This is a genomic window from Micromonospora sp. NPDC047465, assembly GCF_040643125.1.
Lineage (GTDB): Bacteria > Actinomycetota > Actinomycetes > Mycobacteriales > Micromonosporaceae > Micromonospora.
Genome location: NZ_JBEYTP010000045.1, coordinates 12,008 through 25,261, shown reverse-complemented (window position 1 = coordinate 25,261; position 13,254 = coordinate 12,008). Strand labels below are relative to the sequence as shown.

The following is a 13,254-nucleotide window of genomic DNA, read 5'->3' as shown; positions in this document are numbered from 1 at the left end:
AGCACCGATCGGGCCGCTGCTGTGCGGGCTGCTCAGGGACAGTCCGCTTCCGCTCAGCGGATGCCGATGGGCATCCGAGTTCTCAAGAGCCCCACCGCGCCGGCCCTGACCGCCACGAAGACCACCTCGACCACGCCGGCGACCCCTCGGGGCGTGGAGGACGTGCTGCGCATCGCCGCAGGCAGCAGTGCCGCGCGGACCCGCCAGCTGGCCGAGCGGATCAACCGCCTGGTGCAGGAGTTGACCGGGCGGGTCGAGGCGGAGGAGGCGACGCGCCAGGAGCGCGAGGCCGCCGAGAAGCGACGCCGCGAGCTGGCCGAGGCTGCGGAGAAGCTGGCGAGCCAGCTCGCCGAGGTGCGCCAGGAGCTGCGGGCGACCGGCCGCCGCGATTCCGCGGACTCGCCGTCGCGTAACCGCCGCGAGGGCGCCGCCCAGCGGGTGGCAATGCGCCAGTGGGCCGTGGCCAACGGCTACAAGGTCAAGGAGCGGGGTCGGATCTCGCGCGAGATCTGCGAGGCGTACGCGGCGGCTACCGGGTCGGAGGTGACCCAGTGAAGGCGCGGACGATGCTGCTCCCGGCCGCTGCGGTGCTGTCGGTGGCTGGGCACGTGTGGGCTGTGCGGACGGTGCGGGCGAATCGGGCCCGGCTGGCTGAGGCCCGCCGGATGGCGAGCACCGACCCGCTGACCGGGCTGGCGAACCGTGCCGGGCTGGCGGCGGCGCTGGCCGATCTGGCCGGTGAGCCCTACGACGTGGCGATCGTGGACCTGGATGGGTTCAAGCAGGTCAACGACACGTTCGGGCACGACGCGGGTGACGCGGTGCTGGTCGAGGTCGCGGCCCGGCTGTCGGCCGCGATCGACGGGGTCGACGGTGCGGTGGTCGCGCGACTCGGGGGGGACGAGATTGTGCTGGTCTGCCCGTCGCCGGCGCCGATCGCGGGGCTGCTCGGCGGCGAGGTGGTGCGGGCCCTGGCCACGCCGGTGGTGCTGCCCGGTGGGCGGGAGCTGGTGGTGCGGGCCAGTGTCGGCGCGGTGTCGGCGATGGTCGGTGACGAGCCGTCGCGGGTGCTGCGCGCGGCGGACCTCGCGCTCTATCAGGCCAAGGCCGCAGGCGGCGACCAGGTCGCCGAGTACGACCGGGGGCTCGACCTGCCGGTGGTGGAGACGCGGCCGGTAGTGCGGCTGCGGGAGATGACCGAGACCGCCCGCGTGCTGGGGGGTGTGGCATGACGGCCCCGACCAAGGCGCTGGACCTGGCCGCCGCGCTGGCCAGCTACCGGACCAGCCTGCGCAAGGCGTCGGACGTCGAGTTGGAGCACCGGGCGGCGTCGGTCGCGGCGCTGCCGGGCTGGTTCGCCGGCGAGCTGCGCCAGGCGATCAACGACGAGCGTGAGTCCCGCCGGCTCGCGGACCGGCCGACGCCGGCGCGGACGCCGAAGGTCGCCGCCGGCGCGGCGGTCGCGGGAGCCCCGATCGCGGTGCTCGCGGGCCGGCTGCTGGCCGAGCACGCCGAGCAGGTGCCGCAGGTCCTGCTCTACTCCCCGGCCGTCGCGGTCGGCTTGGTCGGCGCGGTGGTCGGAGGCGGCCGGCTGGGGCGGTGGCTCGACGAGCGCCGTCATGGCCTGGCCGTGGACGTCGACGAGGCCGACCTCAACCCCTTGGGCAAGGAGCTACTCGCGCAGGTCCGGGCCCGCCGCGCGGCCGGTGGTGAGAGCTGATGCCGATGCTGCGTATCCCGACGCTGGCGGGTGTCAGCATCCGCGCGACTGGCCGGTCGAGCGTGATCAGTGACCGGCGCGGCACGGTGGTGTCGTACACCGGCCGTCTGATCCTCAACGGCCGTGAGGTGCTCTCGCCGGAGCAGGTGCGCGCCGATTGGGCCGCGCGGGGCGAGACGGCCCTGCGGGAGGCGGACCGGACCGAGCACAGCGACCCGGCCGGGCACGCCTGGGCCAAGGGCGTGTGCGCGGCCTACGCGACGGCGGTGCAGATCCTCGACGCATGGTTCGGCCAGTTCGCGGCGGAGGGGCTGCCGCTGAGCGACATCGTCGCGGGGCTGAAGGTGGCCCGGTCGGCGATGTTCGACCAGGCGCCAGCCGACGTCGACGACCTGGGGTGGCTGACCATCTCGGCGGCCACGTCGACGCTGCTCACGCTGGCCGAGAGCCTGGCCGTGACGGCCTCCTACGAGTGGGAGGTGTCGCGGTGAGCCGGATCCGTGCCGTGTTCTACGACCCGGAGGGCACCCGGTACGGCATCCCCACCTACTGGTGGCGGGGTGCGCCGGCCGGCTACGCCACGGCGCGTCAGCTGCGGGCGCAGGGCCTGCGCCCAGGCGGCCAGCCGATCGCGGCGCAGGTGATGTGGCGCGGGGTGGGCGGCGAGCGCGTGGCCTACCTCTACAAGGTCGACCAGGCGGCGGTGAAGCGCACGGCCACGACGGCGCAGCTCGCCGCGATCGGCAAGGCGCTGGCCGCCCGCCGCACCTGCCCGACCTGCCTGGTCATGCAGCCCTACTACATCCCGCGCTCCCTCGGGGAGTGCCTGGACTGCGCCGAGCCGCCGATGGGGGCAGCTCGATGAAAGAGAAGCTGCGCGACGCGGCGACGGTAGGGCCGTGGATCGCCATGGCCGCCGCGGTGATTCTCACGGCCAAGGGTGAGTTCGACTTGGCGGTGCTGGCCCACTTCCACGCGTCCATCGCGTGGATGTTCCCGGTGATGCTCGACGTGTACGTGATCACCGCGTTCCACCGTCGCCGGTGGAAGGACATGGTCGTTGGCATGCTGCTGATGATCTTCTGCCAGGTCGCGGTGCACCTCCTGCCGGTCTTCATCGACACCGAGGCCGGCGAGGAGGTGCCGTGGGGTCTGGTGGTGGCGGTCGCGTGCATCGCGCCGATCGTGGTCGTCCGCGTCAAGATCCTGACCGGCCGCACCGGAAAGGAGATCGAGGCCGAGCAGGAGGCGGCGCGACGGGCGGAAGAGGTCCGGGCGGCGCGGGCGGAAACGGCCGCCGCGCGAGCGGCGCAGGCGGAGGCCGAGGCGAAGGCGCGGGCGGAAACGGCGCGGGCTGAGGCGGAAACCGCCGCCCGGGCCAAGGCGGAAACTCGGGCGGCCGATGCGGAGACGCGGGCGCGCTCGGAGGCGGAAACGCGGGCGGAAATCCAGGCGGCGACGCAGGCGGAAATCGCCGAGCACGAGCAGGCCGCCGCCGAGGCTCGTGAGGCGGTGCGGGTGGCCGAGCAGCGGGCAGCCGCCGCGATCGAAGCGGCGCGGGTGGCGGAGGGCCGGCTGGCCGAGGCCCGCGACACCGCGGACCGCGCAGCTACCGCTCGGGCCCTGACCGAGCAGGCCACCGCCGAGCAGGTCCGGGTGCTCACCGAGGCCGCTGAGCAGGCCGAACGCGACTACCAGCACGCCCTGGCCGAGGCCCGCTACACCGGCCAGGCCGCCCAGGACCGAGCCGCCGAGCTGGACGAGACCGTGCGGGAGTTGCGGGCGCAGCTCGACCAGGCGCACCGCTTCGCCGAGAGCCAGGCGGTCGCGCGGGCTCGCGCCGAGCAGGAGAGCCAGGCGATCACCGAGGCCCGCGAGGGTCTGGTCAACGAGCTGGAACGCACCCGCCGGGCCCTCGCCAGGGCGCAGGAGAAGGCGGAAACGGGCTCGGCACGGCAGCCGGAAATCGGGCGGTCGGTGCCCCGGAAATCTCTGGCGTCGGTTCCGGCTCAGTTGCCGGCCAACCTGCCCGAGGTGGACAAGGTCCGACCGGAAACGGTGGCGCTGATCCTGGCCGCCCGGGCGGAAAACCGGAACGCCACCCAGAGCGCGCTGAAGGAAATCACCGGCATTTCCGAGCGCACGATCAGCCGGGTCCTCAACGCCGTGCCGGCGGAAATCGTCGACCAGGTCCTCGAACTCACCAGCGGTCGCGTCGCGTGACCGGGGGCCGACCCGGTCTTCGGGTCGGGTCGGCCCGTGCAGCGCCTCATAACAGCTCATAACCGTGGGGCGTGAGCAGCCAAAACGCTTGATGGGAGGTAACGCGATGCAGACGGAGACGACGGCCGTGGCCCCGACGATCGAGGGTGAGGCGACCGAGACGGCGATGCCGGCTCCGGACCTGTCGGTGCTGGCCGAGCAGCAGCCGCAGGTGGAACAGGGCAAGGACGACAAGGTCAAGCCGCAGGAGCTGACGGAGACGTCGCCGGCGTCGGTGGGCCTGGTGGTGGCGCTGGTGGTGGTGTCGATCGTCGTCGCCGTGGTGGTGGCGATGTGGATGGTGTCGCCGCTGATGGCGCTGCTGCTGGGTGCTGGGCTGATCGTGGTCGCGGTGCTGGCCGGCGCCGGCTGGCTGGCCTGGCGCAAGTACACCCGCCGGAGCAAGACCGGCAAGGACCGCTCGGGCAGGGACGGCGCCGGACGGGGCGACCGGCCCGGCAAGTCGCCCAACGGCCGTGGCAAGGGAGACAGCTGGTGGCCGTTCAGCCGCAGCAAGACCCCTGGTGGGGGCGGCAAAACCCCTGGTGGGGGCGGTAAAGCCCAGGGCGGGAAGGCCCCGGGCGGGAAGGCCCCCAAGGGCGGGACGGCCCCCGGCGGCGGTGGGAAGCCGGCGGGCGCCAAGTCCGGGAGCTGGTGGCCGTTCGGCCGTGACAAGACCCCGGGCGGAGGCGGCAAGACCCCTGGTGCCGGGAAGACCCCGAAGGCCCCCAAGGGCGGGACGACCCCCGGCGGCGGTGGAAAGCCGACCAGCGACGGCGCGAAGAAGCCCGGCGCCAAGACGGGACGGTGGCCGTTCGGCCGCACCAAGACCCCCGGCGACACCAAGACCCCTGGCGGCGGCGGCAAGCCTCCGACCAGCGGAAAGGCCCCCAACGGCGGCGCGAAGCCGACCAGCGACGGCGGCACGAAGCCGCGCAGCGACGCGGGACGCAAGGCCAAGACGGCGGGCGGGGCGGCGCTGCTGGGCCTGCTCGGGCTGGCCCGAGCGACGAAGAACAAGAGCAAGACCACGGACGACAAGGCGGCGGAGAGCGACAAGCCGGCCGACAAAGCCGAGCCGGCGGCGGCGACGGCCCAGGCGCGGCCGGCGCCGGGTGGACATCGGCCGGAGACGGTGATCGACGTCGACCTGGACGACATCACCGTGCCGGGCGGCCGTTCGAGCAGCTCGTCGAGCGGCCCGACGACGTCGGCTCACCGCACGGCACCGCGTACCGATCCGTTCTTTGACCCCGGTCCTACCGCTGGCAGCGAGTGGATGGACCGGCCTGCACCGATGCCGCTGCACAGCACCGCGCACCACCAGACCCCTGTAACCAACCACCTTGGAGGACCAGAAATGAGCACCACGACCAGCGGAGACATCGACCAGGACGCGATGCGCGTCGCCAACCGCTACGCCGGGCTGATCGAGAAGGCGCAGACGCTGCAGGAGCGGGGGCGGGCCTGCCGCGACGCCGCTGACCAGTACCGCCGTGACGCCCGCGCCAACCAGGAGTCGGCCGAGAACCACAAGATGGCCGCCCGCACCATCCGCGACGCCAACGTCGCCCACGAGCACGCCGTGGCGGCGCGTGACGCGGAGGCGGAGGCGGCGCGGGAGATCCTCGCGGCCCGCTACTACGAGGAGCAGGCCGAGGAGTACGAGGCGCAGGCCCGCGCCATCGGTTTCTGACCGATTCACCGCGGGGGCCGCGCCGCACCTGGTGCGGCCCCCACCCCCTCCGGAACCCGCAGGACCAGGCAAGACAGCAAGCGAAGGAGCAGCGTCGTGACGAAGCGGCGAGCAGCGGTAGGCATCGAGTGGAAGACGTTCTGGGCCGTGGTCGCGCCGTTCTTGTCGGCGGTGTGGGTGGCGGTGTGGCTGGTCACCGGCTCGCCGGTGTGGATCGCGGGGCTGGCCACGGCGCTGGTGGCGGCGGCAGCCGCGTTCGGTGCCCGCCTGCTGGTGCGGATCAGCCCGATGTTCGCCCAGCTCAGCTCGGCGTCGAAGTCCCGGGTGGTGGGCTGGCTGGTGGCGGCGGTGACCGTCTACGCCGCCTGGTCGACCCTGGCGGTGTCGGTGCCGGAGATGTGGCCGGTGTGGGCCCTGGTCCTGCCGGCGTTGGGCGGCATCACGTGGGTGATGGCGCGGGCGCACGAGTACCTGCTGCGGTACGCGCCGCCGCCGGCCGCCCCGGCGCAGACGGCGCTGACCGCCACCGCGCACGCCAACCTTGCCCTGACCAGCGAGGACCTGTCGGGCCCGCGTGAGGGTGAGCCGCACCTGGCGTGGCTGCTGCGCCTGGCGGTGCGCCGCGCCGGGCTGGAGTGGCTGCGCGTGTCCAACCCGCAGATGGTCGGCCCGGCCGATGCGCCGTTCGGCGCGAAGCTCGAAGCGTGGGCGCCCATCGAGCTGCGCCGCGTGGTCAACGGCAAGGTCCGCGTCGAGCAGGCCCCGCGACTCGACGACCACGACGCCCGCCGCATCGCCCTGGCCCTGCGCGACATCACCCGCCGCGACATCGCCCCCGACTGGGTGTCCATCAGCGAAGACCCGGGCCGCGTCGGCGTCTACACGATCCAGGCCAACACCGAGGACGTCATGAAGCGGATCCGCCCCTACCGCGAACGCGTCGACGAGCTGATCGACGCCGCCGGCCGGCCGATCTGGCGGCGCCTCGCCGATCCCTCGTACGCGCTGTGGGGCATGGACGGCATGCCGATCGGCGTCGACGTCGCCCGGCACGCCTGGATTCTCGGCGCGTCGACCGGCGGCAAGAGCGCCTTCATCCACCGCGAGTGGGCCGACGTGACCCGCTGCGAGGACGCCCTGATCTGGGTGGCCGGCACTCGCAAGCTCTACGACCTGGTCGGACAGTGGCTGGAGCCCTACCTCGGCACCGATGTACGCCCGCCGCTGGACTGGGTCCGTGCCGACGCCGAGGGCGTGCTGCAGATGCTCATCGCCGTGATGGAGATCGCCCGCTGGCGCCAGGACCAGCCCTTCTCCGCCCGCCACAACTTCAAGAAGATCATCGTCTACATCGACGAGGGCAGCTTCGCGCTGAACACCAAGAACAAGGTGCGCTACGACGGGGCGGAGGTCACCGCCGGCGACATGTACGCCGAGTGCACCAAGGCGGTTGCCTCTGCCGGGATCTACCTGGTCGTGGCCACGCAGCGCGGGGTGCACCACGCGTTTGGCGACGCCGGTGGCGACGCGTCGGCGAACATCGGCCGGGAGATCGTGCTGATGTCCGGCGACGAGCAGGAGGCCGGCCGGGTCACCGGCAACTACAAGCTGCCCCCGCTGCGGCACCGCGGCGAGTGCTACGCCCGCCTCGGCGACGGCGACCCGGTCCGCGCGAAGATCGAGTACGTCCAGACCTGCGACCCCAGCAAGCCGGTCCTGCACGACGGCCCGAAGGTCGACGAGATTTCGTGGAATCGCCGCTTCCACCAGCGTGAGCTGGACGCCGGATCGGCGCAGGCCGCCGGCCCGATCTACGCCGGCCGGCACCAGCTCGTCACCGACGACTACCTGACCGACCTGCGCAGCGCCCGCGCCCGCAGCAAGAAGACGCAGGCCAGCACCCCGGAGCGTGACGCCGCCCAGGCCATGTCCTCGGCCGTCGCCTCGATCTTCAGCAAGCTCGGCGGCAAGCCCCTCGCGCCGGCCGCCCCCGCGCCGGCCGCCAGCGAGGCCCCGGCCGCCGAGCCGGTGGAGCCGACGCCCCTCGCGGGGTACCGCACCCGCGCCGACCGGGTCGAGGCGGCGGTGCGCCTGATCTGGCGCACCAAGAGCACGCCGGCCACGCCGAAGGACATTCTCGCCGTGCTGGTGGAGGGCGGCGACGACACCGCCACCCCGCAGTTGGTGTCCAACGCGCTGACGCAGCTGGGCCAGCAGGGGCGGGTCGTGCGCCCGCAGAACCCGGACGGGCGGCCGGTGACGGGGCAGTACCTGCCGCCCGAGGCCGCCACCACCACCGTCACGGCCAGTAACGCATAACTCCTCATAACCGTGGGGCCCCTCCCCCCAGCGAGGGGCCCCTATGCAGGGGCCGACCCCCCTCCCCCACGCCTGTTATGAGCCCGCCTGTTAGGTCACCGTCCGTATAGGAGACACCTCATGTCCCGGGTCGCCGAACTGGAGTCCGAGATCCGCCGCCTGACGCGCCAGCGCGACGCGCAGCCGCCGGACACCCTCTACGCGCTGACCCACCAGCAGCGCATCGACGTGCTGTCGGTCGAGCTGATCGCATGGCAGCTCGACCCGGTGCGGATGCGCGCCGCCGAGGACGCCATCCGAGCCGCCGGCCGCCGCCGCCGCCGCGCCCACACCGGCCGCCGCCGCTGGCCGGCCGTCGCCGGCGCGAGCGGTCTGCTCGGCGGCGTGGCCACCGCCGGGCACCTCGCCGCCGACGCCGGCGGCCCGCCCCTGATCGGCGGGGTGCTGCTCACCGCGGCGGCGGCGGCGCTGGCGCTGACCGCCGCGGAGCGTGCCCACGACGCCCGCGAGGCTGCCGCCGCCGAGGCGGACATGCACGCCGCCCAGCACCAGTACGCCGCTGTCGTGGCCAGGCACGCCCGCGCGATTACCCCGGTCCGCCCCCTTGCCATCCACCACCAGGAGACGTCATGCGCCAGCCCGCAGCTCCCGGCAACGAGCCGGTCCACCGCCATCAGCACGACTCCGGCCTCTGGCCCCGCCGCTGCTGCGACCGCTGGCCGCCCGCCAACCGCGTCACGACCGTCGGCACCGTCCTCGCCGACCGCCGCCGCCTGATGCACACCGCCAGCTACACCGCCTGGCTCCTGCTCGCCCTGGCCGCCGTCGTCGCCGTGCACGCGCTGCTGCTGCCGGCCACCACCGCCTGGGCCGGCGCCCACGGCATCTGGGGCTGGGCGCTGTGGACGGGCTGGGCCGCCGGATCCCTCGCCGCCGTGGGCCAGGGCGTGCTCGCCCGCCGCCGCTCCCGCACCGCCCTGTACGTGCTGCACGCCGCCGCCGCAGCCGCCGTGCTGATGGGCATCGCCGCCCCCGGCGGATGGACCCAGGCGCTCACCGCGACCGCCGGCACCGCCGGCGCGTGGCTGGTCGCCATGCTCGCCGCCCGCCGCTGACCACTGTCCGTTCGAACCCACCGAAGGAGAACCGCCGCGCACCCTTTTCCGCCCGCCCGTCGATAGCACTCGCTGAGGAGGATTCATGACCACCACGACCACCGCCGCGCCGACCACCACCCCGGTGCGGCTGTACCTGAGCGACAACGACCCCGAGGTCCCCCGCATCGTCGCGCGGGTCGTGACCGGCTGGCCGATCGCGCCCGGCCTGGCCGTCAACGTCACCGTCGACGACGACGGACAGCGCCTCGACGGCCGCTACAGCCTGACCCACCTGCCCAGCGGCCAGGCCATCGCCCAGCGGCTGTGCGCCCGCCACGTCGACCAGGCCGCCGTCGCCGCGATCGCCACCGGCGTCGACTGGACCGACGACGCCGAGCGGATCGTCGCCGACGAGCGCACCGTCTCGCTGCGCCCCGGCCTCGCGGTCTGGGACTGGTGCGGCTACGACGCCTTCTGCCGGCCCGAGGCGTACCCGCGCCCCGACTCCCCCACCTACAACCCGACCAGCCGATAACGCCGCGCGGGCGGCCCCCCTGCCTACCAAGCCCGGGGCCGCCCGCCACCCCACCCAGCCCGCATCGAGCCAGAGGAGCACCCTTATCGTGCCTGATCCCGGAGAGCCGACGTACCTCGGCGTTGCGTACGCCAGCACCTACGAGCCGCGCAGCCCACACGGCCCGCGTCGCCACTTCTGCATCCCGACCGCCGGCGCGCACGCCGTGCTGGTGGAGATCTCCACCAGCCTCGCCAACAGCACCTCCCGCTGCACCGGCTGCGGCACCACCGACGCGGACTTCAGCGAGCTGGAGATTCTCGCCCGCGCTGGCGCGCACGCCTCCGCCTGCGGCCGGGGCACCGTTACCGCCGCCCTGGACGCCGAGATCGCCGCCGTGCGTGCCGAGCTGTACCGGGTCGACCCCAAGGCGTCGGGCTACCTGCAGATGGCCGGGGTGCTGCTCGGCGCCGGCCTCGCGGTGCTCGGCGGTGCCGGCGCCGGCGGCCACCTGCCCACCGCTGCCCTGGTTGCCGGCGCCGGCACCGCCGCCGTGGTGCTGACCGCCGTGGTGCTGCTGCTGATGGCCTCCCGCCCGCGTCTCGGCGGTGAGTTCGGCTTTCCCGTCTACGCCGACGCCGACGACGCCCAGGACGTGCTCGCCCGCCTCGCCGGCGGCGACGCCGAGCAGGCCGCGCAGATGACCCCACTGAGCCGCGCCCGCGAGCTGTGGTGGCTCTCGCGCACCGTCTGCGCCAAGTACCGGGCCATCAGTAGGGCGGTGCCGCTGTTGCTCGCCGGGTACGCCGGCGCCGCCGTCACCGCCGCCCTGGCGATCTGGGCCCGGTGAGCGCCATGCCCCACCGCCCGTTCGAGCTGCTTGTGCTCGGCACCACCGACGAGTACCGCCTCGACGTCGTTACCGACCCCGAGCCCGACACCCCGCAGTTCGTCACCTTCTTCACCGCCGTCGACCTCGACGCCGCGTGCCGCCAGGCGCAGCGGCTGCTCGACGCGGTCGACGGCCCGGCCGACCGCTACGGCGAGCTGTACGCCCACGACGGCGATGGCACCGCCGTCTACTGCGACACCATTCACCGGCCCGAGTGACCATTCAAAGGACCCGAATGGGCGGCCCAATTGACCGGGCCGCCCATTCGGCTGCATGTATTCAGATTTTCTTGGTCACAAATTCCGCCCGGCTCGTGATGATATGTCCAGATTTTCCCGGGGGGTCCACACAGGATCCTCGGGGACGCCTGGTTTCGGCGCGTGTTGGGCCCCCTGCACGGCCGAAAGCCGCCGTAAGATCCACGGGTTATAACCACGATCTGATCTTGAGGGAGCGCCCGCGCTCAACCCCTAACTCCACAAAAAAACAGAGCCCCAAACCCCTCTCGTTTGGCCGCGGTGAGGGTTTGAGGCTCTTCACAAGCTCGGAGGACACCATAGCACCCACCTCCGGGCTGGGTGCACTCTTGTCTCTCGACACCTTTTCGGCGTGTCGCGGCGACGCCTATGCGCGCCCAGTCCCCTCGCATGATGCTTCCGCGATCGCGGTGCCGCGATGATCACGGCACCGAACTTGAGCACGCTGTCGGCCGACCGGGTGGCCGCGACCGGGCACTGCCCGGTCTGCGCCGCTGTCGGTCGGGCGGTGCTGGCTGCTCCTGGCCGGGAGCGGTGCACGGTGCATATGGCCCGCCCGGCGGTGTGGGTGGAGACGACTCGTACCGGGCAGACCCGGCTGGCTGCTCCGGCGGGTGCTCGGGTGCGGGTGGTGCATCCGACGGGTGTGCAGACGCCGTGTGTGTCGTGTGCGGCTGCTGGCCGGGACACGCAGGGCCTGCCGCGTGACGGTGACGAGTCGGATCCGCTGTGCATTCCATGCTGGCGTAGTCGTGGTGAGCGGGAGCAGCGCCGCCAGGCGGCCGAGCTGCGCGCCGCCGTGGACGTCGTCGACGACGTCGATCCGGCCTGCGCGGCGTGCGGTGAGCCGGATCCGTCGCCGACGTGCTGGCTCTGTGGCTACTCGTGGCTGGCCGCCGCCCGCGCCGCGTTCGAACGGGACCAGGCCGCCGAGGCCGCCGCCATCGAGCAGCGGTTCGTGCTCCTGGCCGAGCGTGCCGGGGCCGACGACCGGGTGGCCGAGTTGGCCGCGTGGGTGGATCGGCTGCGTACCACGGTGGAGTCGTACGCCGCCGGTGGCGGTCGCGGTCGTGCGGTGGAGCTGCTTGCGGACCTTCTTGCTCGGGACGCGGCGGCGCGGGTGTCCAGGCGTGGCCGCCCCTCGATGCTGCCCAGGGTCGCCGGCGTGCTGGCCGTTGACGCCGATTACCGTTCCGGCCGTCGTGCCCTGCCTGGCCGCGCCCGTTCGGCGGAGCTGGCTGACTGCACGCCCCGCGCGGTCACCGCGGCGTGGGCCCGGTGTGAGGCTCTCGGGTGGGCGGTGCGGACCCGGCAGGGCCGCCGGCTGTCCCTGGCCCAGCGCACTGAGTTGGGCCGGTACAACGACCGCGCCGAGTTCGACCTCGCGCCGGTGCATCGTGACCCGGCCGCCCGCGCCCCCTACGTGCCCCTCGCTCTGCTGGTGCTCGACGAGCTGCTGCAGCACGCCCTGGCGCTTCTGGCTGCCGCGCAGGACGACGTCGACGCGCTCGTCGCCCGTACCGCCGGCGTGGTCGACCACGCCGCGCTCGCCCGCCGCGTCCAGCTACGCCAGGCCGCCGAGCGAGCCCGCGAGGTGCTCCTGACCGACGTCGAGTCCATCGCCGCCGCCCAGATCGAGACCGGGAATTTCTTCCCCCCCCGCTTGGCGTCTCAAGGTGAGTACTTAAGTTCCTGTTTGTCTCGGGGTTTTGCTCAGCCTCCATCGATTGCTCACTCCACGCCGAGGGAACCGAGTCGGGGGAAGATTGGCGCTTCGCGCTCACCAGCAGAACGAGCGCCACGATCCGTACGGCGTCCTAGGCCGATCGAGAGGGCGTGTACGCCGTCACGACAGTCTCGGCCTGCTCCGCAGTGGGCCGGATGGGCATACGACTTGGCACGGGCCGCTCAGCGGGCGTGGGAGTGGTTGCAGGCGGCGCCCACGCCCCGGGTTGCGGCAACCCTGGGGTCTCGGCTTGGTCCGGGCTGGAGGATGCCGGATCTGGTCGACTGGATCCGGCAGAGCCGTGGCGGCCGGGAGTTGCTTGACGCGCCGAACCGGCCGCTGGGCTACCTGCGGTCGCTGCTCGACGAGTCGCTGACCGGCGACGTCGAGCCGCCGCACCCGGCCCGCCGCTACGAGGCGCACCGCGACCAGGTGGCCGTCGCGCGTCGGCGCGACGTCGTCGACCAGGCCGCCGCGGTGGCCACCGCCCGAGAGGCGGCCCGCGCCGAGTGGCACAGCCGCGAGCAGGCCCGCCAGGCCGAGCGCGCCGGGCCCGGCGCCGGCCGCCACGCCGCCCTGGCCGCCGCCCGCGCCGCCGCGCGTGGCGACCACGCCGCCGCGCGCGCCATCGCGGCCGCCGACGCGCAGGACTGGCCGGCGGTCGCCCAGCCGGGCGCCGGAACCCCTCGACTCTGAACCACTAACCCCGCACCGCCCCTGGTACTGCAGCACGGCTTGGCCCCTGAAATCGCCTCTGCGGCGATCTCAGGG

14 protein-coding genes are annotated in these 13,254 nt (G+C 73.5%); all 14 read left to right on the top strand.

Translation table 11 applies throughout. From position 1 onward, the window contains the following. Positions 1–60: 60 nt before the first annotated feature. The 14 genes from ABZ793_RS28980 to ABZ793_RS28915 all read left to right on the top strand — a co-directional run bounded on the left by ABZ793_RS28980 (position 61) and on the right by ABZ793_RS28915 (position 13,179). Entirely contained in the window at positions 61–555 is a 495-nt protein-coding gene (locus ABZ793_RS28980) for a histone-like nucleoid-structuring protein Lsr2 (protein ID WP_357462629.1), read from the top strand. After that, on the top strand, positions 552–1,232 hold the full coding sequence (locus ABZ793_RS28975; protein ID WP_357462626.1) for a GGDEF domain-containing protein: 681 nt from the start codon (positions 552–554) through the stop codon (positions 1,230–1,232). The genes ABZ793_RS28980 and ABZ793_RS28975 overlap by 4 nt, the downstream gene beginning before the upstream one ends. Then, positions 1,229–1,720 carry a hypothetical protein gene (locus ABZ793_RS28970; protein ID WP_357462623.1) on the top strand — a complete coding sequence of 164 codons (492 nt, stop codon included), beginning with the start codon at positions 1,229–1,231 and terminating at the stop codon, positions 1,718–1,720. Before ABZ793_RS28975 ends, ABZ793_RS28970 begins: the two co-directional genes overlap by 4 nt. After that, positions 1,720–2,211, top strand: a complete 492-nt coding sequence (locus ABZ793_RS28965; RefSeq protein WP_357462620.1) for a hypothetical protein — start codon at positions 1,720–1,722, stop codon at positions 2,209–2,211. Before ABZ793_RS28970 ends, ABZ793_RS28965 begins: the two co-directional genes overlap by 1 nt. Further along, positions 2,208–2,585: an RRQRL motif-containing zinc-binding protein gene (locus tag ABZ793_RS28960; RefSeq protein WP_357462617.1), complete on the top strand. Its 378-nt coding sequence runs from the start codon at positions 2,208–2,210 to the stop codon at positions 2,583–2,585. The genes ABZ793_RS28965 and ABZ793_RS28960 overlap by 4 nt, the downstream gene beginning before the upstream one ends. Beyond that, complete coding sequence (locus ABZ793_RS28955; protein WP_357462614.1) at positions 2,582–3,943, top strand: hypothetical protein; 1,362 nt, start codon at positions 2,582–2,584, stop codon at positions 3,941–3,943. Before ABZ793_RS28960 ends, ABZ793_RS28955 begins: the two co-directional genes overlap by 4 nt. Positions 3,944–4,049: 106 nt before the next feature. Then, on the top strand, positions 4,050–5,678 hold the full coding sequence (locus ABZ793_RS28950; protein ID WP_357462611.1) for a hypothetical protein: 1,629 nt from the start codon (positions 4,050–4,052) through the stop codon (positions 5,676–5,678). A gap of 96 nt (positions 5,679–5,774) precedes the next feature. Next, on the top strand, positions 5,775–7,997 hold the full coding sequence (locus ABZ793_RS28945; RefSeq protein ID WP_357462608.1) for a hypothetical protein: 2,223 nt from the start codon (positions 5,775–5,777) through the stop codon (positions 7,995–7,997). A gap of 120 nt (positions 7,998–8,117) precedes the next feature. Further along, the gene (locus tag ABZ793_RS28940) at positions 8,118–8,774 is read left to right on the top strand and encodes a hypothetical protein (protein ID WP_357462605.1); all 657 of its coding nucleotides are present in this window, start codon (positions 8,118–8,120) and stop codon (positions 8,772–8,774) included. Beyond that, complete coding sequence (locus tag ABZ793_RS28935; protein ID WP_357462602.1) at positions 8,774–9,112, top strand: hypothetical protein; 339 nt, start codon at positions 8,774–8,776, stop codon at positions 9,110–9,112. Before ABZ793_RS28940 ends, ABZ793_RS28935 begins: the two co-directional genes overlap by 1 nt. An 85-nt stretch (positions 9,113–9,197) precedes the next feature. Then, positions 9,198–9,629, top strand: coding sequence for a hypothetical protein (locus tag ABZ793_RS28930; protein ID WP_357462599.1), 432 nt, complete (start codon positions 9,198–9,200; stop codon positions 9,627–9,629). An 88-nt stretch (positions 9,630–9,717) separates the two neighbouring features. Next, positions 9,718–10,458: a Pycsar system effector family protein gene (locus ABZ793_RS28925; protein WP_357462596.1), complete on the top strand. Its 741-nt coding sequence runs from the start codon at positions 9,718–9,720 to the stop codon at positions 10,456–10,458. A 5-nt stretch (positions 10,459–10,463) separates the two neighbouring features. Continuing rightward, a complete protein-coding gene (locus ABZ793_RS28920) occupies positions 10,464–10,718 on the top strand; it encodes a hypothetical protein (RefSeq protein ID WP_357462593.1) in 255 nt (84 codons plus the stop codon). A gap of 457 nt (positions 10,719–11,175) precedes the next feature. After that, positions 11,176–13,179: a hypothetical protein gene (locus ABZ793_RS28915; RefSeq protein WP_357462591.1), complete on the top strand. Its 2,004-nt coding sequence runs from the start codon at positions 11,176–11,178 to the stop codon at positions 13,177–13,179. Positions 13,180–13,254 lie beyond the last annotated feature (75 nt).

Bases quoted from the DNA above. Each gene is read 5' to 3' on its own strand.
- ABZ793_RS28915 (WP_357462591.1), top strand. From the start codon at position 11,176: ATGATCACGGCACCGAACTTGAGCACGCTGTCGGCCGACCGGGTGGCC.
- ABZ793_RS28920 (WP_357462593.1), top strand. From the start codon at position 10,464: ATGCCCCACCGCCCGTTCGAGCTGCTTGTGCTCGGCACCACCGACGAG.
- ABZ793_RS28970 (WP_357462623.1), top strand. From the start codon at position 1,229: ATGACGGCCCCGACCAAGGCGCTGGACCTGGCCGCCGCGCTGGCCAGC.
- ABZ793_RS28940 (WP_357462605.1), top strand. From the start codon at position 8,118: ATGTCCCGGGTCGCCGAACTGGAGTCCGAGATCCGCCGCCTGACGCGC.
- ABZ793_RS28930 (WP_357462599.1), top strand. From the start codon at position 9,198: ATGACCACCACGACCACCGCCGCGCCGACCACCACCCCGGTGCGGCTG.
- ABZ793_RS28950 (WP_357462611.1), top strand. From the start codon at position 4,050: ATGCAGACGGAGACGACGGCCGTGGCCCCGACGATCGAGGGTGAGGCG.
- ABZ793_RS28965 (WP_357462620.1), top strand. From the start codon at position 1,720: ATGCCGATGCTGCGTATCCCGACGCTGGCGGGTGTCAGCATCCGCGCG.
- ABZ793_RS28955 (WP_357462614.1), top strand. From the start codon at position 2,582: ATGAAAGAGAAGCTGCGCGACGCGGCGACGGTAGGGCCGTGGATCGCC.
- ABZ793_RS28935 (WP_357462602.1), top strand. From the start codon at position 8,774: ATGCACACCGCCAGCTACACCGCCTGGCTCCTGCTCGCCCTGGCCGCC.
- ABZ793_RS28980 (WP_357462629.1), top strand. From the start codon at position 61: ATGCCGATGGGCATCCGAGTTCTCAAGAGCCCCACCGCGCCGGCCCTG.